Here is a 26,654-nt window from a genome sequence, read left to right on the forward strand (position 1 = left end):
GATCGAACGAGCCGGGCCCGACCGGGTCGCCCGCGGCCGGTCGCGCGGTACCACCCGGGGACGGTCAGCGGCCGGCCATCGCCCTGAGCAGCGGGGCTGCGGGCAGCGACGCGAACAGCGCCGCCTCGTCGCGCCACGTCGACTCCTCGTCGAGGAACCGCAGGATCGGCTCCGCGGAGGACCGGTCGAACAGCCCCGCGAAGGCGCGCTCGAGCACCGCGGGCCGCTCGACGACGGCCCGCAGCAGCCCCTGGTCGTACCGGGCGAACCGGGACGGAGCAGGCCGCACGTCGAAGGGATGCCCGTGCCGGGCGAGCGACTGCGCGATCGCCGCACTGTCGCACTGGATCCGCTGGTACGCATATCCGCTGCTGCCCTTGAGCATTCCGCCCGCGGCGCCGATGCGCACGATGTTGCCGCTGCGCCGCGCGGGCGGCCGCGACGCCAACGGAAGCCGTGCGGACTCGTCCGCCTCCACGATGTAGGTGTCCTCGTCCGCGCCGAGCACGGCCGCCAGGTACTCCCGGAGCGCCTCGTCGTGAGCGGCGGTGCCGACGGGCCCGCCGTCGGGGTGCGCGAAACTCGTGTGCTCGACGAGGGCGTGCCGGGTATCGGTGGGCAGCACGTACACGAAGGACGCCGCCCGGCGCTGATCGGTGCGGAAGTCGAACAGGGTGGGGACGTCGGGATCGAACAGGGGAGCTTCGGTGCGGATCCGCCACCCGCGGAAGTCCAGCCACGCATCGGGGCTCGTCCCCCGGTCGTCGGCGTCGGGGCCCCGGCCGTCGAAGACCCACTCGGGGTGCAGCTCCGTGCCGTCGGACAGGGCGACACGCGGGCGGGCCCCGTCGTGCACCTGCGCCACCCGGCCGGTGCGGAGCCCGATGTCGTCGACTCGGTCCGTAACCTCGCCGACCACCGACGCCAGGTCGGCTCCGCGGACGACGCCGTACCGGTACCGGCCGAGGCCGAGCGTGCGGGCCCGTCCGCCCGCATGGACCCGGATCCGGGCGAACCGCGCGGAGACGGCCGCGTCGAGCAGCCCGGACCGGCGGGACCAGAACGCCCAGCCGGCGTCACGGATGTCGCGGGCGCCGTCGTCGACGAGCACCACCGGACCGGGTCGCGCCGGGACGGCGGCGAGATGGGCCGCCAGCGACAGTCCGCTCAGGCCCGCACCCAGGACGGCGATGCCGCCGTCGACCGGTCCGCTCCACGCTCGCACGCTCGCTTCTCCCCTCGCCGGAGACCCTCCCTCCGTCACCGTACCGGCCGCCGGTGAATCCGGTGCGCCACTACGCGGCCCGGGCGCGCGTCCGCTCGCGCAGCCAGGCCATCGCCGGCATGCGGTAGGAGTCGATGCCCTTGTACGCGGCGATCTCGGCGGGCAGTTCCTCGACGATGTCGGCGAGTTGCTCGGCCCACGCCGGGACCTGCGCGATCTCCTCGAGCGGTGCCATGTAGGTGCGGATGTTGAACACCAGCGCCCCCGTCATCGGCAGGCGGATCAGGTGCTCGAGTTCGATGCGCAACTGGATGCGGCCCCAGTCGCGTTCGGCGATCAGCCGCGGCATGTCGTCCATCCACTCGGGCATCGTCTCGAGGCTGGTGTCCCGGCGCCGCGAACCGACCGCGGAGAAGGTCCAGTTCACCCGCCGGTACGGCCGCTCGGTGGTGAGGCGCCGCATGAATTGCTCGGCGCGGTCGGTCACCCCGTTCGGGGTCAGGCCGGGAACGGGCCGGTGGATCTCGTGCAGGCTCATGCCGATGTCGAACTTGACGGACCAGTCGGCGGACGACGTGACCAGCGCCGCGTCGAACCACAGGTGCCCGTCGCGCTCGGTCACCAGCAGCACGTCGTCGGGCAGCTGACACCCGATGAACACCAGCGGATGCTCCGGCAGGGTGCCCGAATCCCCCGGCACGAACCATTGATCGATTCCGAGAAGGTCGTTGCGCCAGCGGTATCCGCCGTTCTCGACGTCGAGATGCATGACGTCGGGAAACGAGGCCGCCATGTCGCGCATGTAGTAGAGCATCAGGTCCCAGCACGCCGGCGTCATGTGCGGCAGCATCTGCACGCGCCCGGGGTCGGCCTCGACGATCGAGCGACGCAACCGCATCATCTCGACGTACTCGTCGTGGCTCTTGCCCAGGTCGACGATGTGCTCGCCCCAGGCCCCGGCGGCGGTCTCGGTGCGGCGCGGCGCCGGTTCGACGTTCACGGCGTAACGGAACGTCCTGTCGCCCTCGGGGAAAGGCCACGGCAGGCAGGACAGGTCGCTGGCGACGGAGGTGGTCACGAAGGTTCCTTTCCGGATGGCGGGTCAGGCCACGGCGCCGAGGTAGGTGCCGTGATGTCCCGACAGATGAGGACGGATCTCGAGGTCCAGGCCGCACGAACCGCAGGCGACGACCGCCCCGGGAGCGGCGTCGACGGACTGGGTGGTGGCGCAGTGCGGGCAGAACAGCGACACTCCGTCGGCGGCGGTGACGTAGGTGGTCATCTCGCACGGCAGCACGCCGGCGGTACGCGCCGCAGCCGTCGCGGCCATCGCCTCACGCCGCGGGCCGGCGATCAGCACGCGGGCGCCGGCGCGGGCCTCACGCACGAGCCGCGACACCTCGTCCGCGCTCGCGTTCGGCACCGTGGTCGCGACGCGGCCGAGGGCGAGTGCCTGCGCCGCCCAGGCCGTCACCGCGGCCCGCGCGTCGGCGCAGTCGCCGAGGCTGAACAGCAGGTGGATGCGCCCGCCCGGATCGATCGGGGGCACCGCACCGGTGACGAATCCCGAGTTCTTCACGGCCGCACACCTCCGAACTCGCGCAACCACTTCAGACCGGGTTCGCGGGTGCGCGTGATGCCCTTGTAGTCGGCCATGTCCTCGGGCAGTTCCTCGAGCACCCGGTAGAGCCGGTCGGCCCATTCCGGCACCAGCGCGATCTCCTCGAAGGGCAGCAGGTAGGTGCGGATGAGGAACATGATCGCGCCGGACGCGCCGAGCCGGATCAGGTGCTGCACCTCGACCCGCAGGTGCAGGCGACGGCCGACGTCGTCGAGTGGGCCCTCGGCGAGCAGGCGCCGATCGCGTCCCCATTCGGGATACGTCTCGGTGGCCGTGTCGAGCCGGCGGTCCACGGTGAGGGTCCAGTTGGTGCGCCGATACCGTTGCCCGGCGTGCAGTCCCATGAGGAAGGACTGGGCGCGGGTGATCACCCCTTCGGTGTGGATGCGGGGCACGGGACCGTGGATCTGCAGGAAGCTCATCCCGACGTCGAAGCGCAGCGACCAGTCCGCGGCGAACGTCACCAGGCCCGCGTCACCCCACAGGGCGCCGTCGCGCTGATCGAGCAGCACGACGTCCTCCTGGATCTGCCGGCCGATGTACAGCAGCGGCGGCTCGGGCAGGGTGGCGGACTGCCCGTAGACGAACGTCTGCTCGAGGTCGAGGGCGCGGTTGCTCCACCGCCGGACGGTGCCGTCACGGTCGAGCGCGAACGTCTGCGGGTATGCCTCGGCCAGCATCTTCATGAGGGTGAGCATCGCGTCCCACTGCGCGACCTCCATGTGCCCGAGCGCCTGGAAGCGGCTCGGGTCGGCGTCGAGCACGCGCCGTCGTTCGGCGAGTTCGTCGAGAAGGAAGCCGTCCATGTCGACCGGGTGCTCGCCCCAGCCGCCGGCCGCCGTGTCCGCGCGGGTCCCGGCCGGCTCGACGTTGGTGCTGTACCGGTAGGTGTCCCGCGGGAAGGGGAACGGGAACCGCGCGACGCGTTCCGGGAGCACCTCGAATTCGGTTGCGGCAGTCACAGGTCCAGCTCCAATCGCTCGCCGCCGGCGCGGGAGACGCACGGCATCATGCAGTCGCCGGCGTGCTTCTCCGCGTCGGTCAGGTACAGGTCGCGGTGCTCGATCGCGCCGTCCGCCACCGGGATCCGGCACTCGCCGCACACCCCCTGCCGGCACAGGTTGGGCACCGGTACCCCGCGCGCCTCGAGCGCTTCGAGCAGGCTCACGCCGGAGTTCACGGCGATGTCGACCCCGGTGCGGCGCAGATGCGCGGTGAACGGGGTTCCGGGCTCGAGGTCGCCGACACCGAAGTGCTCGTAGTGGATGCGGGCATCCGGCCAGCCCGCGCCGCGGGCGCGACGGGTGAGTTCGTCGATGAGACCGGAGGGCCCGCACACGTACAGGTGGGTGCCGAGCGGCTGATCGAGCAGGGCCGGGCCGAGTGCGGCCCAGAACTCCTCGGGGGTGTGGTAGGTGTGCAGGCGGTCTCCGCACAGTTCGCGCAACTCGCCGAGGTGCGGGCCGTCGCCCTCGCGGAAGGTGTAGTGGACCTCGAAGGAGCGGCCCCACTGAGCGGCGGCGCGCGCGTGCGAGAGGATGGGTGTGACGCCGATACCGCCGGCCACGAGCATGTGGTGACGCGCGGTGAGGATCGGCGCGAAGGCACTTCGGGGCCTGCTGACCTCCACGACGTCCCCGACCTCGAGGGCGTGGATCCAGCGGGAGCCGCCCCGGCCGGTCTCGTCGAGCCGCACGGAGATCGAGTAGCTCTGCGGTTCGAGCTCCGGACCGGTCAGGGAGTAGGAGTTGCGGCGGGGCCGGCCGTCGTCGTGGGCGCCGCAGGAGAGCACGACGTGGCTGCCCGGGGTGAACGACGGCAGCGGCGCACCGGTGGGGTCGACGAACCGCACGTGCCGCACTCCGGTGGCGACGGTGGCCACCTCGGCGACGGTGAGGGCGAGGGTCGCGTCGCTGCGCCGGACGGCCGCTCCGGCATCGGATACGAGGGTCATCAGCTTTCCTCCGCGTCGAGCTGGTAGCCGAGATATGCGCCGTGGTGGCGCGAAACGTGGTGGTACACGACGAGTTCCGCCGAACACGCGGGGCACGTGCTGGCCTGCCCGATCGCGGCGGTGGCGTCGTGGGTGTGTCGGCAGTGGGCGCAGTACACCGTGCGCGTGTCCGTGGTCAGCACCTCGGGCAAAATCTCGTCGTCGAGCGCCCCCGCGGCGACGGCCACGGCCCGGGCGGCGAGGACGGCGGCCTCGTCGCCCACCAGCACGAGCCGCCAGCCGACGCAGGCCGCGGAGAGCTGACGCTGCAGCACCTCCGCGGCCGCGTCGCCCCAGGTGGCGGGCGCCCGTAGCCAGCTCACTCGCCGGCCTTCGAAGGAGGTCACCAGGCGGCGAGCGTGGTCGGTGGCGGCGTCGCCGAACGACAGGACGGTGACCGTCCTGCCGCCGTCGGCCACGGTCCGCTCCTCGTCCCAGCGCGGCACGCTGGTGGTCTCCATACAGACGCTCATGGCCGGATCCTTACGGCGCGAACGTGCGCTGGCCGACGTAGAACGCCAGGGCGCCGTCGGGGGTGGTGAAGCGGATCCGCGAGCCCTTGGGGAAGAAGATCGCGTCCTTGGCGCGGGCGATCTCCACCTGGCCGGTATCCAGGTTCTCCAGGCGGAACTCCCCTTCGAGGACGACCTTCATCTCGTCGTACTCGTACAGGTAGTCCAGCGGGGCGTCGGTGTGCGCGAGCTTGAAGTAGCCCGCGGCCATCTCCGACCCCTCGGGGTTGGGATAGACGTCGTCGATGAAGCCCTCGGTGCCCGGGAATTCCTCGGTGGACATCTGGGGCAGGGTCTTCCAGAAGTCGGCGGTGACGCGGAATGCGGGAACCGTGGTGGTTTCTGCCATGAGTGCTCCTAGGAACGAGGCCGGCTGCACCGGCCGTGGGCGGGAGGACGGAACGTCGATCGCTGACGTGAAACAGACAGTAATGAGATGAAACGCACCGACGGTTGCCGACGCGTTAACGCGTGTAACCGAATCCTCTCAGCGTCAGGAACATTCGTTTCTCCCCCGAGCGGCGCGGGCCGAGCCGGACCGTCACCACAAACTCACGGCGGCGTAACACGCCCGTCATGCATGCTATGTTTCATTGCATTCGACAGCGATTCACCTTATGAAACTTCGCAGCCGAACCCCAGGAGTCCCCATGACGCTCGAAGCCACCGACCTCCCCGTGATGCGTCTGCCCTCCACGGACGCCCCCGCCGATGCCGCCGGCTCCGCCGATCTCGCCGCACTCGCCCGCGCCACCGACACCCGCTTCATCCTCGCGGTGTTCACCAACCTCGCCGGCAAGCCCTGCGCCAAGCTCGTCCCGGTCGAGGCGGTCGACGAGCTGCAGTCCGACGGGGTCGGCTTCGCGGGCTACGCCGCCGGAGCCATGGGTCAGGTCCCCAGGGATCCCGACCTCGTCGCCATCCCGGATCCCACCTCCTTCACGCCGATCCCGTTCGTGCGCCCGGGCCTTGCGCTGGTGCACTGCGATCCCCACGTCGAGGGCAAGCCCTGGCCCTACGCCCCGCGGGTGATCCTGAAGGAGGTTCTCGGCAAGGCGGCCGAACGGGGCCTGTCCGTCAAGGTCGGCGCCGAGATCGAGTACTTCCTCGTCCAGCGCGACGAGGACGGGACGCTGCGCACCGCCGACGTGCTCGACACCTCCCGGCAGCCCTGCTACGACGCCCGTGACGTCACCCGCATGTACGAGCACCTGACCTCGATCTCCGCGGCGATGAACTCCCTCGGCTGGGGCAACTACGCCAACGACCACGAGGACGGCAACGGGCAGTTCGAGCAGAACTTCCAGTACGCCGACGCGATGACCACCGCCGACCGCGTCGTCACCCTGCGCTACCTGATCTCGGTGCTCGCCGAGCAGCGCGGCATGACCGCGACCTTCATGCCCAAGCCGTTCGCCGACCGCACCGGCTCGGGCATGCACATGCACCTGTCGCTGTGGCGGGAGGACGGCTCCGCCTTCCCCGACGCCGAGGACCCGCGCGGTCTCGGCCTGTCCGAGACCGCCTACGCGTTCATCGCCGGCATCCTCGACCATGCCTGCGCCCTGCAGGGCGTGATCGCCCCGACCGTCAACTCCTACAAGCGGACCGGCGCCACCGCGACCAGCTCCGGCGCGACGTGGTCGCCGCGGCACGCCACCTACGGCGGCAACGACCGCACCCACTACCTCCGCGTTCCGGACGGCAACCGCGTCGAGCTGCGCGGCGGGGACGGCTCCGCCAACCCGTACCTCGCTGCCGCCGCGACCGTCGCGGCGGGCCTCGACGGCATCGACCGCAAGCTCGATCCCGGCGCACCCGGCGGCACCCCGAACTCGGAGACGCTGCCGATGACCCTGCTGCACGCGATGGACGCGCTCACCGCCGACCCCGTCGTCACCGGCGCCCTCGACGCCGCCGGCCCGGGCGTCGCCGAGTACTTCGCCTCCCTCAAGCGGGAGGAGTTCTTCCACTGGCACAACACCGTGACCTCGTGGGAGATCGACAGCTACCTGACCGCCTTCTGACCCGTTCGGTCCGAACGGGCCACCGCGAACGACGACCTGTAAAGGAGAGACGACCCATGTGCGGAATCGTCGGGCTTCACCTGCGTGACGCCTCCCTCGCCCCCCGGCTGGGTGGCCTGCTGACCGGCATGCTCGGCCAGATGGTCGACCGGGGACCGGATTCGGCCGGAGTCGCCCTCTACGGCGACCCCACCTTCTCCCCCGCCGGCCACGCGTCGGTGTCCCTGCTCGGCGCCGCCCCGGACGTCGCCGCCACCGCCGGTGCCGCACTCGGCGTGACCGTGACCGCGATCGACCTGGCCCCCACCACCGTGCTCCACGCGCCGGTCCCGGCCCAGTTGCTCGCCGACACCGTCCGCGCCGTCGACCCCGGTGCAACGATCATCGGCTTCGGCGACGACGTGACCGTCCTCAAGGGCATGGGCGATCCGGTGGCGCTGGCCGAGCGCTTCGGGATCCCGGCCGCCTCCGGCTGGCAGGGCGTCGGCCACACCCGCATGGCCACCGAATCGGCCGTCACCGCCGCCGGCTCGCACCCGTTCGCCGTCGGCCCGGACCAGTGCCTGGTGCACAACGGCTCGTTCTCCAACCACCTGTCGGTCAAGCGCGAACTCGAGGCCGAGGGTGTGGCATTCGACAGCGAGAACGACACCGAGGTCGGGGCACGGTTCGTCGCCAAGCACCTCGCCGAGGGCGCCGACCTGGAGAAGGCCCTGCGCCTGCTCGGGGAGCGCTTCGACGGGTTCTACACCCTCCTCGTGTCGACGTCCGACTCGTTCGCCGTCGTACGCGACCCGATCGCCTGCAAGCCGGCGATCGTCGCCGAGACCGACGCGTACGTCGCGATGGCCTCCGAGTTCCGGGCCCTCGCCGGCCTGCCCGGCATCGCGGACGCTCACATCTTCGAGCCCGAGCCGGAGCGGGTCTACGTATGGCACCGCTGACCAGCACCGACGCTTCCCCCATCTCTTCGACGCCGGAGACGCCCATGACCACCGAGACGCTGCGCACCGACACACTGCCCACCGACACGCTCCCCACCACGGCGACGTACGACCTGGACGTCACCACCACGCGCGAACTGAACGCCGCACTGCAGGCCACCGAGGCCCCGGCCGCGGTGACCGTGACCAATCCCCAGGGCAAGCACGCCCTCGCGTGCGGGCTCGACCGGCCGATCGACGTGCGCATCGAAGGCCACGTCGGCTACTACGCCGCCGGGATGAACAAGCATGCGACCGTCACCGTCGCGGGCAACGCCGGGGTCGGGGTCGCCGAGAACATGATGTCGGGCACCGTGCGCGTCACCGGGGACGCCTCCCAGTCCGCCGGCGCCACGGCCCACGGCGGGCTGCTGGTGATCGAGGGCAATGCCGCCGCCCGCTGCGGCATCTCCATGAAGGGCGTCGACATCGTCGTCGGCGGCAGCATCGGCCACATGAGCGCCTTCATGGGACAGGCCGGACGGCTCGTCGTCCTCGGCGACGCCGGCGAGGCCCTCGGAGATTCGTTGTACGAGGCGCGCATCTACATCCGCGGCACCGTCGCCTCCCTCGGTGCGGACTGCGTCAAGAAGGAGATGCGGCCCGAGCACCTCGAGGAACTGCGCGAACTCCTCCGGGCGGCCGGCTTCGACGCCGACCCCGCCGAGTTCACCCGCTACGGCTCCGCCCGCGGGCTCTACCACTTCCACGTCGACAACGCCTCGGCGTACTGATCGCACCGCCCGCACCGCATCCCAGGAGACTCCCATGACCTTCCAGCCCGGACTTCGTGAGTCGGCCACCTTCGACCGCAACGTCATCCACGAGATCCAGCGTGCCGCCGAGACCGGCATCTACGACATCCGCGGATGGGGCGCCAAGCGCAAGCTTCCGCACTTCGACGACCTGCTGTTCCTCGGCGCGTCGATGTCGCGGTACCCGCTCGAGGGTTACCGCGAGAAGTGCGAGACCGACGTGGTCCTCGGCGACCGGCACGCGAAGTACCCGCTGCACCTCGACATCCCGGTCACCATCGCCGGCATGAGCTTCGGGGCGCTGTCCGGGCGGGCGAAGGAGGCTCTCGGGCGCGGCGCCAGCGAGGTCGGCACGTCCACCACCACCGGCGACGGCGGCATGACGCCGGAGGAACGCGGTCAGTCCAAGCACCTCGTCTACCAGTACCTGCCGTCGCGCTACGGGATGAACCCCGACGACCTGCGCAAGGCCGACGCGATCGAGGTCGTCCTCGGCCAGGGCGCCAAGCCCGGCGGCGGCGGCATGCTGCTCGGGCAGAAGATCACCGAGCGCGTCGCCGGAATGCGCACCCTGCCCGTCGGTATCGACCAGCGCAGCGCGTGCCGGCACCCCGACTGGACCGGCCCGGACGACCTCGCCGTCAAGATCATCGAACTGCGCGAGATCACCGGGTGGGAGAAGCCGATCTACGTCAAGGTCGGCGCAACCCGCACCTACTACGACGTCAAGCTCGCCGTGAAGGCCGGGGCCGACGTCGTCGTGGTCGACGGCATGCAGGGTGGCACGGCCGCCACGCAGGACGTGTTCATCGAGCACGTCGGCATTCCCACCCTCGCCGCGATCCCCCAGGCCGTGCAGGCGCTGCAGGAGATGGGAATGCACCGCACCCCCGGTGGCGTGCAGCTCGTCGTCTCCGGCGGCATCCGGTCCGGCGCCGACGTCGCCAAGGCCATGGCCCTCGGCGCGGACGCCGTCGCCATCGGCACCGCGGCGCTGATCGCGTTGGGCGACAACAACCCCCGGTACCAGGCGGAGTACGAGAAGCTCGGCTCGGCCGCCGGGTTCTACGACGACTTCCAGGACGGCAAGGACCCCGCCGGCATCACCACGCAGGATCCGGACCTGCAGGCCCGGTTCGATCCGGTCGAGGGCGGCCGCCGCCTCGCGAACTACCTGCGCGTGCTCACCATGGAGGCCCAGACCATCGCACGCGCCTGCGGCAAGTCGCACCTGCGCAACCTCGAGCCGCAGGACCTCGTGGCCCTGACCATCGAGTCGGCCGCCATGGCGCGGGTGCCACTGGCCGGCACCAACTGGGTGCCCGGCCAGGGCTTCTGAGCCGCTGCCCGCCTTCCACCGAGCGAATGTGCCTTACTGTCGGCCTGTCCGACGGTAAGGCACATTCGCTCGTTCCGTGTGCCTGCCCCTCGCACGATCGTCCACTGTCGGGAAACAGCACGTACAGTGAGGACATGAGCAGCCCCGAGCGCCCCGTACTGCACGACGCGCCGGGCCGGGAGGTCCCGCGGGACACCCCGACCGGGGTGGACCTGGAACGCGCCATCGCACAGGAGGTCCGCAAGTTGCGGATCGCCAGCGGGCTCTCCGTGGGCGACATGGCCGCGAAGGTGGGCATCTCCAAGGCGATGCTGTCGAAGATCGAGAACGCCCAGACGTCGTGCAGCCTCTCGACCCTCGCCCGCCTGGCCGCAGGTCTCGACGTACCGGTGACGTCGCTGTTCCGCGGCGCCGACGCGCAGCGCGAGGCGGTGTTCGTCAAGGCCGGCCAGGGCGCGGAGATCGTCGGCCGCGGCACCCGCGTCGGACACCACTACGAGTTGCTCGGCACGCTGCGGGGCCAGCACAAGCGGCTCGAGCCCGTGCTGGTGACGCTCACCGACGCGAGCGAGGTCTTCCCGCTGTTCCAGCATCCGGGGACCGAGCTGCTCTACATGCTCGAGGGCGAGATGGTCTACGGGCACGGCGAATCCGAGTACCGGCTCCAACCCGGCGACGCCCTGCTGCTCGACGGCGAGGGCATCCACGGGCCGAACGAGCTCGTCACCCTGCCCATCCGGTTCCTCGCGGTCACCGCGTACCCGGACAAACACCAGGACTGATCCCGCTCTCCACCACGAGCGGGGGGGTTTCCGCGTCGAGAGGGACACCGCCGCGGTGCATCGCGGGTGCAGGCAGCGGTAACCGCCCCCTCGTCGCGAGAATCTCCCGCTCGACGACGAACGAGGCCCCCGCCGTAGCGGGGGCCTCACCCGTTGTCGGTCCTCGGTCAGAGCTTCTCGGCTGCCGCCTTGGACGTGAGTGCCGTCGCCGCCTCCGCGACCGACGCCGCCTCCGTACGGGACGTGCCGGTGAAGCCCACCGCGTCGAGCACGTAGGCGGTCTCGCCGTGCACGACGACGTCGAGACCCTCGTACTCGGCCTCCGGATCGACGCGCAGGCCCATCACCAGGTCGAGACCCTTGGCGATGATCCAGGTGACGACGAAGGAGTAGGCCAGCACCGCGAGCACCGCGACGGTCTGGGTGCCGAGCAGGCCGATTCCGCCGCCGTAGAACAGCCCGGCCGCGCCGCTGGGAGCCTCCGGCACCGCCAGTAAACCGATGAGCAGCGTGCCGAGAACACCGCCGACGAGGTGGATGCCGACGACGTCGAGAGCGTCGTCGTAGCCCAGGCGGAACTTCAGCGAGATCGCGAAGCAGCACAGCGCACCGGCCAGGGCACCGACGACCAGTGCGCCGAGCGGCGAGACGGCACCGCAGGCCGGGGTGATCGCGACGAGCGCGGCGATGAGGCCGGACGCGGCGCCGAGGGTCGTGGCGTGACCCTCCCGCAGCTTCTCGACGATCAGCCAGCCACAGATGCCGGCGCACGACGCGGCGATGGTGTTGAGCACGACGACCGAGGCGTTGTTGTCCGCGGCGAGCGCGGAACCGCCGTTGAACCCGAACCAGCCGAAGAACAGGATGCCGGCACCGAGAACGGTCAGCGGAAGGCTGTGCGGGCGGGGCGGATTCAGGAACGAGCGCCGCTTGCCCAGGACGATGATGACCGCGAGGGCCGCGATGCCGGCGTTGATGTGCACGGCGGTGCCGCCGGCGAAGTCGACCGCACCGAGGGTGTTGGCGATCCAGCCGCCGACGACGGACCCGTCCTCGGAATCGAACGCGAAGACCCAGTGCGCGACGGGGAAGTACACCAGCACAGCCCACAGCCCGGCGAACACCATCCAGGCCGAGAACTTCATGCGGTCGGCAAGGGCGCCGCACACGAGGGCGACCGTGATGCCCGCGAACAAGAGCTGGAATCCGGCTATCAGCGCCGGCGGGAGTCCCGGTTCGGCCGGCGCCTCGAGCAGCTGGCCGAGCCCGAGATACTCGAGGGGGTTGCCGAGCAGTCCGGCACCGCCGAGCGAGTTTCCGAGCACCGCCGAGTAGCCGAACAGGACCCACAGAACTCCGACGAGCGCGAAGCCCGCGAACGTCATCATGATCATGTTGAGCGTGCTGCGGACGCTCACCATGCCGCCGTAGAACAGCGCCAGCCCGGGAACCATCAGCGAGACCGCCGTGAAGGCCGCGAGAATCCAGGCGGTGTCGGCGGCAGCGATTGCCTCTTCCATAGGTGTCCACCTTGTTCAGTCCCGAGGGATCGCCCCTCGTACGTGTCGCGGTGACTGTCTTATGTTGTTAATCACCGTCATCTGAGAGTGAACCCAGTGTGTAATCTGCGTGGGAGCCGCCGGTGAACTTCGTGTAACGGCGGCTCGCCCCCGGCACTGCCCACCGCCGAGCGCTCGCTCGGGGGCGACCGGTAGCGTTCGAACTGGTATGCGCATCGCTCGCGGGTGAGGATGGACACATGACTCGACACGGTCCGCTGCACGACATCGTGGAATCCGACCTCGAGGTCACCGGACCCAAGGACCACGCCGCCGGTGTCCCGGCGGTCCTGGTGTCGCTGAAACGCGCCTACGAGCAGATGGGCGTGGCCCGCACGGCGGCCACGCTGCCGCGGCTCAACCAGCGGCACGGTTTCGACTGCCCGGGGTGCGCCTGGCCCGAGACGCCCGGCCACCGCAAGCCCGCGGAGTTCTGCGAGAACGGCGCCAAGGCCGTCGCCGAGGAAGCCACCCTGCGGACGGTCACGCCCGAGTTCTTCGCCCGTCACTCCGTCGCGGAACTGTCGGAGAAGACCGGCTACTGGCTCGGGCAGCAGGGCCGCCTGACCCATCCGATGGTCCTCCGCCCCGGCGCGACCCACTACACCCCCGTCGACTGGGACGACGCGTACCGGCTGATCGCCGACCACCTGCGTGCGCTCCCCACCCCGGACCACGCCGTCTTCTACACGTCGGGCCGCATCAGCAACGAGGCCGCGTTCCTCTACCAGCTGCTGATCCGCAGCTACGGCACCAACAACATGCCGGACTGCTCCAACATGTGCCACGAGTCCTCCGGCAGCGCACTCGTCGAGACCATCGGAATCGGCAAGGGCTCGGTGTCGGTGCCGGACCTCGAGCACGCGGACCTCATCCTCGTCGCCGGTCAGAACCCGGGCACCAACCATCCGCGCATGCTCTCCACCCTGGTGAAGGCCAAGGAGAACGGGGCCAAGATCATCGCGATCAACCCGCTCCCCGAGGCGGGGCTGCTCCGGTTCAAGGACCCGCAGCGCGTCGACGGCGTGCTCGGCCACGGCACGGACATCGCCGACGAGTTCCTGCAGATCCGCCTCGGTGGCGACATGGCGCTGTTCCAGGGGCTCGGCAGGCTGCTGTTCGAGGCGGAGGACGCCGCGCCCGGCACCGTGATCGACCGGGCCTTCGTCGAGGCCCACTGCGCCGGCTTCGACGACTACGAGCGGCACGTCCGCGCGGTCGACCTCGGCACCGTCCTCGAGGCCACCGGGCTGAGCGAGGCGCAGCTGCGGTCCACCGCCCGGGACCTGGCCACCTCCCAACGCACCGTGGCGTGCTGGGCGATGGGCCTGACTCAGCACACCCATGCCGTCGCCACCATCGCCGAGGCGGTCAACCTGCTGCTGCTGCGCGGGATGATCGGCAAGCCCGGGGCCGGGGTCTGCCCGGTGCGGGGGCATTCGAACGTGCAGGGTGACCGGACGATGGGCATCTGGGAGAAGATGCCCGAGTCCTTCCTCGCCGCGCTGGACCTCGAGTTCGGGATCACGAGCCCGCGCAGGCACGGGTACGACACCGTCGAGGCGATCCGCGCGATGCGCGACGGCCGGGCGAGCTTCTTCATGGCGATGGGCGGCAACTTCGTCGCCGCGACCCCGGACACCCACGCCACCGAGGAGGCGTTGCGCCGCTGCGAGCTGACCGTGCAGATCTCGACCAAGCTCAACCGCAGCCATCTCGTGCACGGGTGCACAGCGCTGATCCTGCCCACCCTCGGACGCACCGACCTCGACATCCAGGAGAGCGGCAAACAGCTTGTTTCCGTGGAGGATTCGATGTCCATGGTGCACCTGTCACGGGGCCGGTTGCAGCCGGTCGGCGACCAGCTGCACAGCGAGGTCGCGATCGTCTGCCGGCTCGCCCGCGAGCTGTTCGGCCCCGACCATCCGGTCCGCTGGTCGGCGTTCGAGGGCAACTACGACCTGATCCGCGACTCGATCGGGCGGGTCGTGCCCGGCTGCGAGGACTACAACACCAAGGTCCGCCGGCGCGACGGGTTCCAGTTGCCGCACCCGCCCCGCGACAACCGCGAATTCCGCACGCACACCGGCAAGGCCAATTTCAGCGTCAACGACCTGGTGTGGGTGCCCACTCCCCCGGGCCGGCTCGTGCTGCAGACGCTGCGCAGCCACGATCAGTACAACACCACCATCTACGGGCTCGACGACCGCTACCGCGGCGTGAAGAACGGCCGCAAGGTCGTGTTCGTCCACACGGACGACATCGCCGAACTCGGATTCGCCGACGGCGACCTCGTCGACATCGTGTCCGAGTGGCCCGCCGACGGCGCGGTGCAGGAGCGTCGCGTCCGCGACTTCCGGATCGCCGCGTACAGCACCCCGCGCGGCAACGCGGCCGCCTACTACCCGGAGACCAATCCGCTGGTCCCCCTCGACCACGTCGCGACGAAGTCGAACACCCCGGTCTCCAAGGCGATCGTCGTCCGACTCGAGCGGGCCGGGGCCGACTGATGGGGCGGGTCACCGCGCGCCGGCCCGTCCTGCGGATCACCGCGGACGGGCAAGCACGCCGACCGGACAGCCTCGCGGTAGAGGAACCGCTGGAGATCCGCCTCAACGGCCGCGCCCTGACGGTCACGATGCGCACGCCGGGCCACGACGTGGAACTCGCCCACGGATTCCTGCTCGCCGAGGGGATCATCGGCGGCCGCGAGGACGTCTCCGTGGTGCGCTACTGCGACGGCGTCGACGACAGCGGCGCCAACACCTACAACGTGCTCGACGTCCACCTCGCGCCGGGGATCTCCGTTCCCGACGGTGCGGGCGCCCGCAACTTCCTCACCAGCTCCGCGTGCGGGGTGTGCGGGAAGGAGTCCCTCGACCGGATCCGCGGGCGCACCCGGTTCCCGCTGACCGACGGCTTCGTGGTCTCCGCCCGCGCGCTGGCCTCGATGCCACCACGAATGCGGCAGCGGCAGAAGGTTTTCCAGAGCACGGGTGGGTTGCACGCCGCCGCGCTGTTCACCCCCGACGGCACCCTGCTGGCGTTGCGGGAGGACGTGGGCCGGCACAACGCGGTCGACAAGGTGCTCGGCTGGGCACTGACCGAGAACCGGGTCCCGTTGCCGGACACCGTCCTCGTCGTCAGCGGGCGGGCCTCCTTCGAGCTGGTGCAGAAGGCCGTGATGGCCGGCGTCCCGGCGCTCGGAGCGGTGTCGGCCCCCTCGTCGCTGGCGGTCGATCTCGCCGCGGAGTCCGGCCTGACCCTGGTCGGTTTCCTCCGCGGCGACTCGATGAACGTCTACACCGGATCCGTCGTATGAGCGGGGGCCCGGGAGCGGCTCAGCTGCAGGCCTGTTCGGGCGCGTCGCCCGAGCGGACCCCGTCGACGAAGGCCCGCACGTCGTCGTGGGAGGCCTCGAGCACGCCGCGGTGGTCGGCACCGTCGTAGACCCGGTAGGCAAGGGGGGAACCGTTGCCGCACAGGGTCTTCGTCACCTCGTCGGTGACCTGCCGGGCCACGAGCACATCCGCGGTGCCCTGCACGACGAGGGTCGGCACCGAGAGGGCGAGCTGCTCGAGTTCCTGCGTGGCGAAGTACTCGGTCAGGCGCCCGACGTCCGCACCGGGCGCGAACACCTGGTCCACGGGAACGGTCGCGGCCACCTTGCGCACGTCGTCCATGCACCCGGTGCGCGCCGCCGCGAGCAGCGGACGGGACGCGTCCGTGAGCATCGCGTCGGCGGACACCTCGGGGTCGGCGGCCTCGGCGCCGAGCAACAGGACGGGCAGGAAGGTCAGGGCCTGCGCGATCCCCGGGCCCCCGGTTGCGAAGTAGGCGGCGGTCTCGCTCGTCCGGCTTCCCGGCGCGAACGCGACCGCGCCCTGCAGTTCCAGTTCGGGGGCGCGCTCCGCGCCCTGGGCGGCGGTGAACAGGGCCGCATGCCCGCCCTGGCTGTGCCCCATCACCGTCCACCGGTTTCCGATGCCGGGCTCGGCCTCGCGTGCGGCACGCACGATGTCGACGACCGTGTTCGCGGCGCTGTCGCCGTTCATGTAGGGATGTCCGCCCGGCGTTCCGAGGCCCTCGTAGTCGGTCTGGACCACGGCGTAGCCGTCGGCGACCCACCGATCGAGCATCGCGGTGGTCCGCGAGAGGTAGCTGTGGGCGGGTCCGCCGACCGTGTCGGCCGAGGGCGCGCAGGCATCTCCGACACCCGTCGTGCCGTGCGCCCAGCTGATCACCGGCCATCCTCCGCCGGGGGCGTCGCCGCGCGGGATCGCGACGGTGCCCGACACGAGGATCGGGCGTCCCGTGGCGTCCTCCGAGAGGTAGGTGATCAGTTCCGTGCGCGCCGCGCTGGGCAGCGCCGCCGCGCTCGTCAGCGGCCGGGTGCTGATCAGCGAGCCGGGGGAACGCTCGGCAGCGGGGGCCGGTTCGGAATCCGCGCAGGCCGTGGCGGCCAGCACCGAGGTGACCGCGAGCGCCACGAGGACGCTCCGGGAGGAGAGATGACCCATGGAATCCTCCGTTAAGAAGTTCTTATTAATTGGAAAGTCGAACTTCTTAGTACAGTGGACGCATGGCAGTGTCAACAGGTCGTCTCGCTCTGCTGGATGCCGCGGAGGAACTCGTCGCCCGTCGCGGCATCCACGGCGTCTCGGCGCGCGAGGTGGTCACAGCCGCCGGTCAGCGCAACAATTCGGCGATCGCCTATCACTTCGGCTCGTGGCACGGACTGCTCGACGCGGTCTGGAGCCGGCACGCGCCGCACGTCAACGCCCAGCGGGCGGCACTGACGGACGCAGCCCACCTCGACGGCTCCCCGGCACTCGAACGGCTCGTCTATGCCTACGTCCATCCGCTCGTCACCGAGATCGCCCGCGGAAGGCCCAGCTACTGGGCTCGCTTCAACGAGCAGTGGCTCGCCACCGCCCCCCTGGTGTTCCTGGCGGTCCCCCAGCCGGGGGCCGTCCAGGCCGACTACTACCCGTCCGACGAGTCGCTCACCGTCCTCGCCTCCCTCCTGGAGACGATCGCGCAGTGTCTCGACCTCCCCGAAGCCGACGCCCGTCGGCGTGTGGGGCTGACGGTGCGCTTCGTCATCGGCTCGTTCGCCTCGTGGGAGCGCGCCCACGAGGCCGGGGACGCGACCGACCTGTCCACCTTCGAGTCGGAGATCGTCGAGCTCGCCTGCGCGATGTTGCGCGTGCCGGGCGGTGATTCGGCGCCGTCGTCCCGACCGCGGTGACACGGCGCCGTCGTCCCGACCGCGGTGACACGGCGCCGTCGTCCCGACCGCGGTGAGGCGGCGCCGTCGTCCCCACGGACAGATCAGGCCGGCACCCGCTCCGCCTCGATCAGGGCCGTCATGTGGGCAAGCATGCGGTCGGCGTCGGGCTCCACCCCGGTGAAGATGCGGAATGCGTCGACGGCCTGGAAGACGGCCATGCCCGCGCCGGTGAGGGTCGGGGCGCCGAGTGCGCGGGCACGCAGGACGAGTTCGGTCTCGATGGGCCGGTAGACGACCTCGGCGACCCACAGGTCGGGGCGCAGCAGTGCCGGGTCGAAGGCCGTTCCGGGATGTGCGGCCATGCCGACGGGCGTCGCGTGGATCAGGCCGTCCGCGGCGGCCAGCAGCCGCGGCAGCTCGGCCGGCGTCGCGGACGAGACGGCAACGTCCGGGAACAGCACGGTGAGCGTGTCGCGCAGCGCGGTGGCGCGCGCGAGGTCGGGATCGACGACGGTGAACGCGCGCACCCCGCGGGTGAGCGCGGCGTACGCGACCGCCGCCCCGGCCCCACCGGCCCCGAGCTGGACGACCGCGTCGAGCGCGACGCTGGGGAGTCCGCGGTCGAAGTTGCGGCCGAAGCCCGACCAGTCGGTGTTGTGACCGATCGCGCGCCCGCCGTCGAACAGCACGGTGTTGACGGCGCCGAGGCGGCTCGCCTCGGGCGACAGGTCGTCGAGATGGTCGAGGACGGCCTGCTTGCAGGGATGGGTGATGTTCAGGCCCCGGAAGCCCAGCTCGCGCGCGGTGCGCAGCAGCCGCGGCAGGTCGGCGACCGAGAGGCCCAGCTCGTCGAGGTCGATGATCTTGTAGACGTAGCGCAGACCCTGCCGCGCGCCCTCCTCCTCGTGCATCGGGGGTGTCAGCGAGGCACCGATGCCGGTTCCGATGAGGCCGCAGAGAATCGAGTCGGTCATGGCGGGCCTTTCACGTCACAATGTACGAACTAGTGAGTTACAAGCCATAGCGTACGGCCACGGGCGGCACGGAGACAAGACCCCGGTCGATAGGGTGGCGCCATGGCACCCGAGCAGACGACCGGCCGACGACGCCGCAACAGCGACCTCACCAGGGAGAACATCCTCGAGGTGGCCACCGCGGAGTTCGCGGACAAGGGACTGTCAGGAGCCCGGGTCGACGAGATCGCCGAGCGCACGCAGACCACCAAGCGGATGATCTATTACTACTTCGGCGACAAGGAGGGCCTCTACCGGGCCGTCCTCGAGAGTTCCTACGGGACGATCCGCGCCCAGGAGCGCGAGCTGGACCTCGAAGACCTCGGCCCCGTCGACGCCATCCGCGTGCTGGCCGAGGCCACGTTCGACCACCACGACCAGCATCCCGACTTCATCCGCATCGTCGCCAACGAGAACATGCTCCGGGGCGAGCACATCCGGCAGTCTCCCCATCTCGCCGGCCTGGGCGCCCCCGCCGTCGACGTGCTCACCGGCATCCTCGAACGCGGCCGGGCCGACGGCCTCTTCCGCGACGACGTCGACGCCCTCGACGTCCACCTGGTGATCAGCAGTTTCTGCGTCTTCCGCACCGCCAACCGGTACACCTGGCAGGCCCTGTTCGACCAGAACCTCGCCGCGGACGAGCTGCGGACCAGGCATCGGAGGATGCTGGGCGACCTCCTCGTCGCGTTCCTGACGACCCTGCCCGACTGAGGGACCTCGGGGGAATGCGCACGGGGACGCGTTCCGAAATTTTATGAACTATCTAGTTCATACATCTTGCGTTCACCGTGTGATGGCGCCTACATTCGAGACAACGCAGTACGAACCCGGGTTCGTATCTCGAACATCCCCTCCCCTTTTCCGCACAGGAGACGCGATGACCGCGCACACCCTCGACACGCCGGAGAATTCCGGTATGACGACCGAAACCCGCCCGCACGACACCACCAAGGTCAAGCGCGCAGCGTCGTCGGCCTTCCTCGGCAGCATGCTCGAGTACTACGACTTCTACATCTACGCATCCGCCGCCGCCCTGATCTTCCCGACCGTGTTCTTCCCCGACAGCGGCCACGCGGCGCTGCTGTCCCTGTCGACCTTCGGTGTCGCCTACGTCGCGCGGCCGCTCGGCGCCGTGGTGCTCGGCCACTTCGGTGACCGGGTCGGACGCAAGAACGTCATGCTGTTCACGCTCATCCTCATGGGCGTCGCCACCTTCGGCATCGGCCTGATCCCCAGCGCCGAGTCGATCGGCGTACTCGCCCCCGCGCTGCTCGTGTTGATGCGAATCTTCCAGGGCATCTCCGCCGCCGGCGAGCAGTCCGGCGCCAGCTCGCTGACTCTCGAGCACGCCCCGCAGAACCGGCGAGCATTCTTCGCGAGCTGGACGCTCAACGGCACCCAGGCCGGCTTCATCCTCGCCAGCCTGGTGTTCCTGCCCGTCGCGGCCATGCCCGACGACATCCTCTACAGCTGGGGCTGGCGCGTACCGTTCTGGGGCAGCCTGTTCGTGCTGGCCGCCGCGTACGTCATGCGGCTCAAGCTCGAGGAGCCCGAGGAGTTCGCGGAGACCAAGAAGTCCCACGAGGTCGCCAAGCTGCCGGTCGCCGACCTGCTGCGCACCCATCCGGCCAACCTGACCCGGGTGATCTTCTGCGCCTTCGTCGCCGTGGTGAGCACCATCTTCTCCGTGTTCGGCCTGGCGTTCGCGACCAGCGCCGAGGTGGGCATCGCCAAGTCGACGATGCTGGGGGTCGCGATCGCCGCCAACGCCGTCGCCTTGTTCAGCCAGCCCGCCCTCGCCGCCTTGTCGGATCGCGTCGGCCGTAAGCCCGTCTTCGTCACCGGCGTCCTCGGCTCGGCGGTGTTCATCTTCGTGTACTTCCAGGCCATCTCCACGGGCAACGTCGCGCTGATCTTCGCCGCCGGCATCGCCCTGATGGGCCTGCTCTACGCCGCGCCCAACGCGATCTGGCCGGCGTTCTACGCCGAGATGTTCAACACCAAGGTCCGCTACTCCGGCATGGCGATCGGCACCCAGCTCGGCTTCGCCATCGCCGGCTTCGCCCCCGCCATCGGCACCGCGCTCATGGGCGGCGATCCGACGAACTGGCTGCCCGTCGCCCTCCTGACGTCCGGCGCCTGCCTGGTGTGCGCCGTGTCCGCCCTGTCGGCGAAGGAAACCTTCCGCACCCCGCTGCGCGAACTCGGCAACCGCATCTGACCTCCGCTTACGTGGCCGAATGTCACATCACGTCGCTTCGAGTGACGTGATGTGACATTCGGCCACTGTGGCGTCGCGGGCACTGTGGCGTCGCGGCCACCGCGGCGTCGCGGGCACTGTGGCGTCGCGGCCACCGCGGCGTCGCAGGCTCCGGCGGAAGCACCCCACCTACGGCGAAGGCCCCGGCACGGATGCCGGGGCCTTTCACGCGGTCGGATCAGGCGGTCTTGTCGCGACGCTCCCGTTCGGGTTTGCGCGGCACGATAGTCGGCAGCACGTTGTCGTTGACGGTTTCGGCGGTGACGACCACCTTGGCGACGTCGTCGCGGCTCGGGATGTCGTACATCACCGGCAGCAGGACCTCTTCCATGATGGCGCGCAGGCCGCGGGCACCGGTACCACGCAGGATCGCCTGATCGGCGACAGCTTCCAGCCCGTCCTGGGTGAACTCGAGCTCCACCCCGTCCATCTCGAAGAGCCGGACGTACTGCTTGACGAGCGCGTTCTTCGGCTCCGACAGGATCTGCACCAGCGAATCCTTGTCCAGGTTCGTCACCGAGGCGACGACCGGCAGGCGGCCGATGAACTCGGGAATGAGACCGAACTTGATCAGATCCTCGGGCATGACCTCGGCGAAGTGGTCGGTGGTGTCGATCTCGGCCTTGGACTTCACCTCGGCGCCGAAGCCGATTCCGCGCTTGCCGACCCGGTCCGAGACGATCCTCTCGAGCCCGGCGAACGCACCGGCGACGATGAACAGCACGTTGGTGGTGTCGATCTGGATGAATTCCTGGTGCGGATGCTTGCGTCCGCCCTGCGGCGGCACCGACGCCTGGGTGCCCTCGAGGATCTTCAGCAGCGCCTGCTGGACGCCCTCACCGGACACGTCGCGGGTGATCGACGGGTTCTCGCTCTTGCGGGCGATCTTGTCGACCTCGTCGATGTAGATGATCCCGGTCTCGGCGCGCTTGACGTCGTAGTCGGCCGCCTGGATGAGCTTGAGGAGGATGTTCTCGACGTCCTCACCGACGTACCCGGCCTCGGTCAGGGCGGTGGCGTCGGCGATCGCGAACGGCACGTTCAGCATCTTCGCCAGCGTCTGCGCCAGGTACGTCTTCCCGCAGCCGGTGGGCCCGAGCAGCAGGATGTTCGACTTGGCCAGCTCGACCGACTCACCCCGGGTGTCGCGGGCCTTCTCCCCCGCCTGGATCCGCTTGTAGTGGTTGTAGACCGCCACCGCCAGGGTCCGCTTCGCGGAGTCCTGCCCGATGACGTAGTTGTCGAGGAACTCGCGGATCTCGGCCGGCTTGGGCAACTCGTCGAGCTTGACCTCGTTGGACTCGGCCAGTTCTTCCTCGATGATCTCGTTGCACAGGTCGATGCACTCGTCGCAGATGTAGACCCCTGGGCCCGCAATGAGCTTCTTGACCTGCTTCTGGCTCTTTCCGCAGAAAGAGCATTTCAACAGGTCGCCCCCGTCACCGATACGTGCCATCTGTCAGGTCCCTACTTCCTCGTAAGCGTGCAACCGATCCCGCGACCGCCGACAGCGCCGGTCCGGGGAGCGGGCCCTTGGAACGACCGTACCCGGAGACTGCGACGGCGGTCGACCGGTTCCGGGCGATTCGGGCCATATTTTGTGCGGGGCGGCGGTAATGCCGCTCGAGCACACCGGCCCGGCCGCGAAGGCGCGCGAGGCGCGCTCCGGGCCGGGCCGAGGCGGTTACTTCTGAGCCGAGAGCTTGCGGTACTCGAGCACGTTGTCGATCAGACCGTAGTCGACGGCCTCCGCGGCGGTGAGGATCTTGTCGCGGTCGGTGTCCTTGCGGATCTGCTCGGGGTCCTTGCCGGTGTGCTTGGCCAGGGTCGTCTCCATCAGGCGGCGCATGCGCTCGATCTCCGCGGCCTGGATCTCGAGGTCGGACACCTGGCCCTGGATGCCGCCGGTGGCGGGCTGGTGGATGAGCACGCGCGCATTGGGCAGGGCGAGCCGCTTGCCGGGGGTACCGGCGGCGAGCAGCACCGCCGCGGCCGAGGCGGCCTGGCCGAGGCACACGGTCGTGATGTCGGCACGCACGTACTGCATGGTGTCGTAGATCGCCATCAGCGACGTGAACGAGCCGCCGGGCGAGTTGATGTACATCGTGATGTCGCGGTCCGGGTCCAGCGACTCGAGCACCAGCAGCTGCGCCATGACGTCGTTGGCCGAGGCGTCGTCCACTTGCACGCCGAGGAAGATGATGCGTTCCTCGAACAGCTTGTTGTACGGGTTGGACTCCTTGACCCCGTAGCTCGAGTGCTCGATGAACGAGGGCAGGATGTAGCGGCTCGCGGGGGAAGCCGGAGCTTGGCCGCCGAGCTGGCGCGGATCGAACAGGTTGGTCATCGCTTCTCCAGGAATTCGTGGGGCGTAGAGCGGATCGGAGGGCTCGGAACTAGTTGCCGGTGCCGCCGGCCTGCTGCGCCCGCGAGACGACATGGTCGACGAAGCCGTACTCGAGTGCTTCCTTGGCGGTGAACCAGCGGTCGCGGTCCGAGTCCTTCGTGATCTGCTCGACGGTCTGGCCGGTGTGCTCGGCGATCAGTTCCGCCATCTCCCGCTTGGTGTGCGCGAACTGTTCCGCCATGATCGCGATGTCGCTGGCCGTGCCGCCGATACCGGCGGACGGCTGGTGCATCATGATCCGCGCGTGCGGCAGGGCGTACCGCTTGCCCCGCGTGCCGGCCGAGAGCAGGAACTGCCCCATGGAGGCGGCCAGGCCCATCGCGAAGGTCGCCACGTCGCACTCGACGAACTTCATGGTGTCGTAGATCGCCATACCGGCGGTGACGGATCCACCCGGGGAGTTGATGTAGAGGGAGATGTCGCGCGTCGGGTCCTCCGCGGACAGCAGCAGGATCTGCGCGCAGAGCTTGTTCGCGATGTCGTCGTCGACCTGGGTACCGAGGAAGATGATCCGCTCGCGCAGCAGCCGCTCGTAGACCGAGTCGCTGAGGTTGAGCCCAGCGGTGGCCGAGGTCATCGTGGGACCGATGGATGTCGCCGGATTCTGAGGAGTCACGGTACCTGCCTTCTCGTCAATCGTGGATTGCTGACACTGACAGTAACGAAGTGGGGCGGCACCGGATGCCCGGTGCCGCCCCACTTCGCTCAAAGCGGAAATTTCCGCTCTGCGTTCCCTGCGCAGAACCGTTGCGACGTCGCACATGCAATCGCGCGGCGCGGCAACGGGTCTCGCTCTACTACTCGGAGTCGCCCTCGCCGGCCGGAGCCTCGGCGTCCTCGGACTCGGCGTCGCTCTTCGTGCCGAACAGCTCGGAGGTGTCGATCGTGGCGCCACTGGTGTCGGTGACCGTGGCCCGGTCCACGACGTTGCCGAGGGCCTTGCCGCGCCGGACGTCCGCGTAGACGGCGCCGAGCTGGTTCGCCTGGCCGATCTGCTGGATGAACTGCTCCGGCGGGATGCCGTAGCGCTGCGCCTGGAAGAAGATGCGCTCGGTGAGCTCCTCCTGCTCGACGGTGGTGCCCTCGGCCTCGGCGATCGCGTCGAGCAGCAGCTGCACCTTCACGGCGCGCTCGGCCGACTCGCGGGTGTCGTTGTCGAATTCCTCGCGGCTCGAGCCCTGCTCCTCGAGGAGCTGGTTGAGCTTGGTCTCGTCGTGGTCGAGCGCGTGGATGGCATCGTGCAGGGCGCCGTCGATCTCGGCCTGGACGACGGCCTCGGGCAGCGGCACCTCCACGGCCTCGAGCAGGGCGTCGAGAACCTTGTCGCGGATCTGACCGGCCTGCTCGACCTTCTTGACGCGGGAGACCCGCTCGCGCAGGTCGGCCTTGAGCTCCTCGAGGGTGTCGAACTCGCTCGCGAGCTGCGCGAATTCGTCGTCCTCGGCGGGCAGCTCGCGCTCCTTGACGCTGTTCACCGTGACGGTGACCACGGCCTCCTCGCCGGCATGCTCACCGGCGACGAGCGTGGTGGTGAACTCCTTCGACTCGCCCGCGGACAGGCCGACGAGCGCCTCGTCGAGGCCGTCGATGAGCTGGCCCGAACCGACCTCGTGGGACAGACCGGTGGTGGAGGCCTCGGGGACCTCCTCGCCGCCGACGGTGGCGGACAGGTCGATGGACACGAAGTCGCCGTCCTGCACCGGCCGCTCGACACCGGTGAGGGTGCCGAAGCGCTGACGCAGCGACAGCAGCTGCTCCTCGACCGCCTCGTCGGTGACCTCGACGGGATCGACTGTGACCGCGATGGCGGAGAAGTCGGGGAGGGCGATCTCCGGCCGGACGTCGACCTCGGCGGTGAAGACGAGCTCGACGTTGTCCTCGAGCTTGGTGATGTCGACCTCGGGCTGGCCGATGACCTTGACCTCGTTGGCGGTCACGGCCTCGCTGTAGCGGGCCGGGATGGCGTCGTTGACGACCTGCTCGAGCACGGCGCCACGTCCGACGCGGGCCTCGAGCAGCTTGCGCGGGGCCTTGCCGGGCCGGAAGCCGGGAAGGCGGATCTGGCTGGCGAGGGCCTTGAACGCGCGGTCGAAATCAGGCTGGAGCTCCTCGAAGGGCACCTCAACGTTGATACGGACTCGCGTCGGGCTGAGCTGCTCGACGGTGCTCTTCACGGACATGCTCCTTCTGTCGTGCTCGTTGGTCGTTCGATCAAGCTGTCACCGGGTGCTCGGTCGTCCACCCGGTTCTTCCTGGTCGGGATGACAGGATTTGAACCTGCGACCCTCCGCTCCCAAAGCGGATGCGCTACCAAGCTGCGCCACATCCCGTCAACACCGGCACCCGGAACCTTCCGGGGACCCGAGGGAGAATCCTACGGCCCCCCGATTATGAAATCCAAAGCGAGGTTCGGTACAGTCTGTTCCTGCACGCGGCAGACCCGGCGATCCCGGGTCGATCGCATGCATGGGGATGTAGCTCAATGGTAGAGCCCCAGTCTTCCAAACTGGCTACGCGGGTTCGATTCCCGTCATCCCCTCCACCGGACCGTCACCGGTCCCGCTGTTCCTCCGCGTCGGCGAATTCGCAGAACGCGGTGTAGGCCCGCGACCCGTAGATCGTCGCCGGGCCGCCCTGCATCAGAAATGCGACCCCGATCGCCTCGGCGGCCTCCTGCCTGCTCGCCCCGGCCCGGACGGCGCTGCGCGCATGGGAGGCGATGCAGCCGTCGCATTCGTCGACGACGCCGATCGCGAGCGCGATCAGTTCCTTGGTCCTGGTATCCAGGGCCCCGGGGGCGAAGGCGGCCTTGCTGAGGGCATTGAAACCCTGATACACCTCGGGAATCGCCGCGCGCAGCGCCCGGTGCTGCGGATTCAGTGCGTTCAGGACTTCCTGGTAGTGCCCGTGCTCGCTCATGAGCCGACCGTAGACATCCTCAC

The 26,654-nt window shown here is 69.7% G+C and carries 25 protein-coding genes and 2 tRNA genes; 11 read left to right on the forward strand and 16 right to left on the reverse strand.

What is annotated here, in order from left to right; all coding sequences use genetic code 11:
- Positions 1-64 precede the first annotated feature (64 nt).
- The 7 genes from OCS65_RS17935 to OCS65_RS17965 form a co-directional block, all read right to left on the reverse strand.
- A complete protein-coding gene (locus OCS65_RS17935; RefSeq protein WP_231771671.1) occupies positions 65-1,225 on the reverse strand; it encodes a lycopene cyclase family protein in 1,161 nt (386 codons plus the stop codon).
- A 70-nt stretch (positions 1,226-1,295) separates the two neighbouring features.
- Positions 1,296-2,303, reverse strand: coding sequence for a heme-dependent oxidative N-demethylase family protein (locus OCS65_RS17940; RefSeq protein WP_050035069.1), 1,008 nt, complete (start codon positions 2,301-2,303; stop codon positions 1,296-1,298).
- A gap of 24 nt (positions 2,304-2,327) precedes the next feature.
- Entirely contained in the window at positions 2,328-2,804 is a 477-nt protein-coding gene (locus OCS65_RS17945) for a dimethylamine monooxygenase subunit DmmA family protein (protein ID WP_006937269.1), read from the reverse strand.
- Positions 2,801-3,808: a heme-dependent oxidative N-demethylase family protein gene (locus tag OCS65_RS17950; protein ID WP_065922668.1), complete on the reverse strand. Its 1,008-nt coding sequence runs from the start codon at positions 3,806-3,808 to the stop codon at positions 2,801-2,803. Before OCS65_RS17950 ends, OCS65_RS17945 begins: the two co-directional genes overlap by 4 nt.
- Positions 3,805-4,800, reverse strand: a complete 996-nt coding sequence (locus OCS65_RS17955; protein WP_029543120.1) for a PDR/VanB family oxidoreductase — start codon at positions 4,798-4,800, stop codon at positions 3,805-3,807. The genes OCS65_RS17950 and OCS65_RS17955 overlap by 4 nt, the downstream gene beginning before the upstream one ends.
- A complete protein-coding gene (locus OCS65_RS17960; RefSeq protein WP_263507384.1) occupies positions 4,800-5,312 on the reverse strand; it encodes a 50S ribosomal protein L32 in 513 nt (170 codons plus the stop codon). The genes OCS65_RS17955 and OCS65_RS17960 overlap by 1 nt, the downstream gene beginning before the upstream one ends.
- Before the next feature lie 10 nt (positions 5,313-5,322).
- On the reverse strand, positions 5,323-5,700 hold the full coding sequence (locus tag OCS65_RS17965) for a cupin domain-containing protein (protein ID WP_029543116.1): 378 nt from the start codon (positions 5,698-5,700) through the stop codon (positions 5,323-5,325).
- A gap of 301 nt (positions 5,701-6,001) precedes the next feature.
- On the opposite strand from OCS65_RS17965, the gene glnT reads away from it, so the two are divergent.
- The 5 genes from glnT to OCS65_RS17990 all read left to right on the forward strand — a co-directional run bounded on the left by glnT (position 6,002) and on the right by OCS65_RS17990 (position 11,237).
- Entirely contained in the window at positions 6,002-7,378 is a 1,377-nt protein-coding gene (gene glnT, locus OCS65_RS17970; RefSeq protein ID WP_010592825.1) for a type III glutamate--ammonia ligase, read from the forward strand.
- 56 nt (positions 7,379-7,434) lie between these two features.
- Positions 7,435-8,322 (forward strand): class II glutamine amidotransferase domain-containing protein, encoded by an 888-nt coding sequence (locus OCS65_RS17975; RefSeq protein WP_006937281.1) that lies wholly within the window; start codon positions 7,435-7,437, stop codon positions 8,320-8,322.
- 44 nt (positions 8,323-8,366) lie between these two features.
- Complete coding sequence (locus OCS65_RS17980) at positions 8,367-9,095, forward strand: GltB/FmdC/FwdC-like GXGXG domain-containing protein (RefSeq protein WP_231771673.1); 729 nt, start codon at positions 8,367-8,369, stop codon at positions 9,093-9,095.
- A 34-nt stretch (positions 9,096-9,129) separates the two neighbouring features.
- Positions 9,130-10,455 carry an FMN-binding glutamate synthase family protein gene (locus tag OCS65_RS17985; protein WP_006937284.1) on the forward strand — a complete coding sequence of 442 codons (1,326 nt, stop codon included), beginning with the start codon at positions 9,130-9,132 and terminating at the stop codon, positions 10,453-10,455.
- A 134-nt stretch (positions 10,456-10,589) separates the two neighbouring features.
- Positions 10,590-11,237, forward strand: a complete 648-nt coding sequence (locus tag OCS65_RS17990; RefSeq protein WP_029543111.1) for a helix-turn-helix domain-containing protein — start codon at positions 10,590-10,592, stop codon at positions 11,235-11,237.
- A 167-nt stretch (positions 11,238-11,404) separates the two neighbouring features.
- Here the strand turns inward: OCS65_RS17990 and OCS65_RS17995 are convergent, their stop codons facing one another.
- Positions 11,405-12,757: an ammonium transporter gene (locus OCS65_RS17995; RefSeq protein ID WP_043796576.1), complete on the reverse strand. Its 1,353-nt coding sequence runs from the start codon at positions 12,755-12,757 to the stop codon at positions 11,405-11,407.
- A 239-nt stretch (positions 12,758-12,996) separates the two neighbouring features.
- On the opposite strand from OCS65_RS17995, the gene OCS65_RS18000 reads away from it, so the two are divergent.
- Both OCS65_RS18000 and fdhD read left to right on the forward strand, forming a co-directional pair.
- Entirely contained in the window at positions 12,997-15,306 is a 2,310-nt protein-coding gene (locus OCS65_RS18000) for an FdhF/YdeP family oxidoreductase (RefSeq protein ID WP_263507385.1), read from the forward strand.
- A complete protein-coding gene (gene fdhD / locus OCS65_RS18005; protein ID WP_006937291.1) occupies positions 15,306-16,118 on the forward strand; it encodes a formate dehydrogenase accessory sulfurtransferase FdhD in 813 nt (270 codons plus the stop codon). The genes OCS65_RS18000 and fdhD overlap by 1 nt, the downstream gene beginning before the upstream one ends.
- Before the next feature lie 19 nt (positions 16,119-16,137).
- Here fdhD and OCS65_RS18010 read toward each other — a convergent pair whose 3' ends face one another.
- On the reverse strand, positions 16,138-17,316 hold the full coding sequence (locus OCS65_RS18010; RefSeq protein ID WP_102800220.1) for an alpha/beta hydrolase family protein: 1,179 nt from the start codon (positions 17,314-17,316) through the stop codon (positions 16,138-16,140).
- A gap of 62 nt (positions 17,317-17,378) precedes the next feature.
- Between OCS65_RS18010 and OCS65_RS18015 the strand changes: the two genes are divergently transcribed.
- A complete protein-coding gene (locus OCS65_RS18015; RefSeq protein ID WP_029543103.1) occupies positions 17,379-18,047 on the forward strand; it encodes a TetR/AcrR family transcriptional regulator in 669 nt (222 codons plus the stop codon).
- An 83-nt stretch (positions 18,048-18,130) separates the two neighbouring features.
- Here OCS65_RS18015 and OCS65_RS18020 read toward each other — a convergent pair whose 3' ends face one another.
- Positions 18,131-19,003: a shikimate dehydrogenase gene (locus OCS65_RS18020; protein WP_050035064.1), complete on the reverse strand. Its 873-nt coding sequence runs from the start codon at positions 19,001-19,003 to the stop codon at positions 18,131-18,133.
- Positions 19,004-19,105: 102 nt separating this feature from the next.
- Here OCS65_RS18020 and OCS65_RS18025 point away from each other — a divergent pair, with 102 nt between their 5' ends.
- Complete coding sequence (locus OCS65_RS18025; protein ID WP_029543099.1) at positions 19,106-19,756, forward strand: TetR/AcrR family transcriptional regulator; 651 nt, start codon at positions 19,106-19,108, stop codon at positions 19,754-19,756.
- Positions 19,757-19,922: 166 nt separating this feature from the next.
- Positions 19,923-21,266 (forward strand): MFS transporter, encoded by a 1,344-nt coding sequence (locus OCS65_RS18030; RefSeq protein ID WP_029543097.1) that lies wholly within the window; start codon positions 19,923-19,925, stop codon positions 21,264-21,266.
- A 217-nt stretch (positions 21,267-21,483) separates the two neighbouring features.
- Here the strand turns inward: OCS65_RS18030 and clpX are convergent, their stop codons facing one another.
- The 5 genes from clpX to OCS65_RS18055 form a co-directional block, all read right to left on the reverse strand.
- Positions 21,484-22,761, reverse strand: coding sequence for an ATP-dependent Clp protease ATP-binding subunit ClpX (gene clpX / locus OCS65_RS18035; RefSeq protein ID WP_003938129.1), 1,278 nt, complete (start codon positions 22,759-22,761; stop codon positions 21,484-21,486).
- A 228-nt stretch (positions 22,762-22,989) separates the two neighbouring features.
- Complete coding sequence (locus tag OCS65_RS18040; protein ID WP_006937299.1) at positions 22,990-23,652, reverse strand: ATP-dependent Clp protease proteolytic subunit; 663 nt, start codon at positions 23,650-23,652, stop codon at positions 22,990-22,992.
- Between the two features lie 49 nt (positions 23,653-23,701).
- Complete coding sequence (locus tag OCS65_RS18045; RefSeq protein WP_003938127.1) at positions 23,702-24,328, reverse strand: ATP-dependent Clp protease proteolytic subunit; 627 nt, start codon at positions 24,326-24,328, stop codon at positions 23,702-23,704.
- A 181-nt stretch (positions 24,329-24,509) separates the two neighbouring features.
- Positions 24,510-25,886, reverse strand: coding sequence for a trigger factor (gene tig / locus OCS65_RS18050; protein ID WP_006937300.1), 1,377 nt, complete (start codon positions 25,884-25,886; stop codon positions 24,510-24,512).
- 79 nt (positions 25,887-25,965) lie between these two features.
- Positions 25,966-26,042 (reverse strand) — tRNA-Pro (locus OCS65_RS18055).
- Positions 26,043-26,180: 138 nt separating this feature from the next.
- On the opposite strand from OCS65_RS18055, the gene OCS65_RS18060 reads away from it, so the two are divergent.
- Positions 26,181-26,254 (forward strand) — tRNA-Gly (locus tag OCS65_RS18060).
- Between the two features lie 8 nt (positions 26,255-26,262).
- On the opposite strand, the gene OCS65_RS18065 is transcribed toward OCS65_RS18060, so the two are convergent.
- Complete coding sequence (locus tag OCS65_RS18065) at positions 26,263-26,631, reverse strand: carboxymuconolactone decarboxylase family protein (RefSeq protein ID WP_029543093.1); 369 nt, start codon at positions 26,629-26,631, stop codon at positions 26,263-26,265.
- Positions 26,632-26,654: the final 23 nt, after the last annotated feature.

Source organism: Rhodococcus aetherivorans (genome assembly GCF_025722975.1).
GTDB lineage: Bacteria > Actinomycetota > Actinomycetes > Mycobacteriales > Mycobacteriaceae > Rhodococcus > Rhodococcus aetherivorans.

Bases quoted from the DNA above. Each gene is read 5' to 3' on its own strand.
- OCS65_RS17955 (WP_029543120.1), bottom strand. From the start codon at position 4,800: ATGACCCTCGTATCCGATGCCGGAGCGGCCGTCCGGCGCAGCGACGCG.
- OCS65_RS17960 (WP_263507384.1), bottom strand. From the start codon at position 5,312: ATGAGCGTCTGTATGGAGACCACCAGCGTGCCGCGCTGGGACGAGGAG.
- OCS65_RS17965 (WP_029543116.1), bottom strand. From the start codon at position 5,700: ATGGCAGAAACCACCACGGTTCCCGCATTCCGCGTCACCGCCGACTTC.
- glnT (WP_010592825.1), top strand. From the start codon at position 6,002: ATGACGCTCGAAGCCACCGACCTCCCCGTGATGCGTCTGCCCTCCACG.
- OCS65_RS17975 (WP_006937281.1), top strand. From the start codon at position 7,435: ATGTGCGGAATCGTCGGGCTTCACCTGCGTGACGCCTCCCTCGCCCCC.
- OCS65_RS17980 (WP_231771673.1), top strand. From the start codon at position 8,367: ATGACCACCGAGACGCTGCGCACCGACACACTGCCCACCGACACGCTC.
- OCS65_RS17985 (WP_006937284.1), top strand. From the start codon at position 9,130: ATGACCTTCCAGCCCGGACTTCGTGAGTCGGCCACCTTCGACCGCAAC.
- OCS65_RS17990 (WP_029543111.1), top strand. From the start codon at position 10,590: ATGAGCAGCCCCGAGCGCCCCGTACTGCACGACGCGCCGGGCCGGGAG.
- OCS65_RS17995 (WP_043796576.1), bottom strand. From the start codon at position 12,757: ATGGAAGAGGCAATCGCTGCCGCCGACACCGCCTGGATTCTCGCGGCC.
- OCS65_RS18000 (WP_263507385.1), top strand. From the start codon at position 12,997: ATGACTCGACACGGTCCGCTGCACGACATCGTGGAATCCGACCTCGAG.
- fdhD (WP_006937291.1), top strand. From the start codon at position 15,306: ATGGGGCGGGTCACCGCGCGCCGGCCCGTCCTGCGGATCACCGCGGAC.
- OCS65_RS18010 (WP_102800220.1), bottom strand. From the start codon at position 17,316: ATGGGTCATCTCTCCTCCCGGAGCGTCCTCGTGGCGCTCGCGGTCACC.
- OCS65_RS18015 (WP_029543103.1), top strand. From the start codon at position 17,379: ATGGCAGTGTCAACAGGTCGTCTCGCTCTGCTGGATGCCGCGGAGGAA.
- OCS65_RS18020 (WP_050035064.1), bottom strand. From the start codon at position 19,003: ATGACCGACTCGATTCTCTGCGGCCTCATCGGAACCGGCATCGGTGCC.
- OCS65_RS18025 (WP_029543099.1), top strand. From the start codon at position 19,106: ATGGCACCCGAGCAGACGACCGGCCGACGACGCCGCAACAGCGACCTC.
- OCS65_RS18030 (WP_029543097.1), top strand. From the start codon at position 19,923: ATGACCGCGCACACCCTCGACACGCCGGAGAATTCCGGTATGACGACC.
- clpX (WP_003938129.1), bottom strand. From the start codon at position 22,761: ATGGCACGTATCGGTGACGGGGGCGACCTGTTGAAATGCTCTTTCTGC.
- OCS65_RS18040 (WP_006937299.1), bottom strand. From the start codon at position 23,652: ATGACCAACCTGTTCGATCCGCGCCAGCTCGGCGGCCAAGCTCCGGCT.
- OCS65_RS18065 (WP_029543093.1), bottom strand. From the start codon at position 26,631: ATGAGCGAGCACGGGCACTACCAGGAAGTCCTGAACGCACTGAATCCG.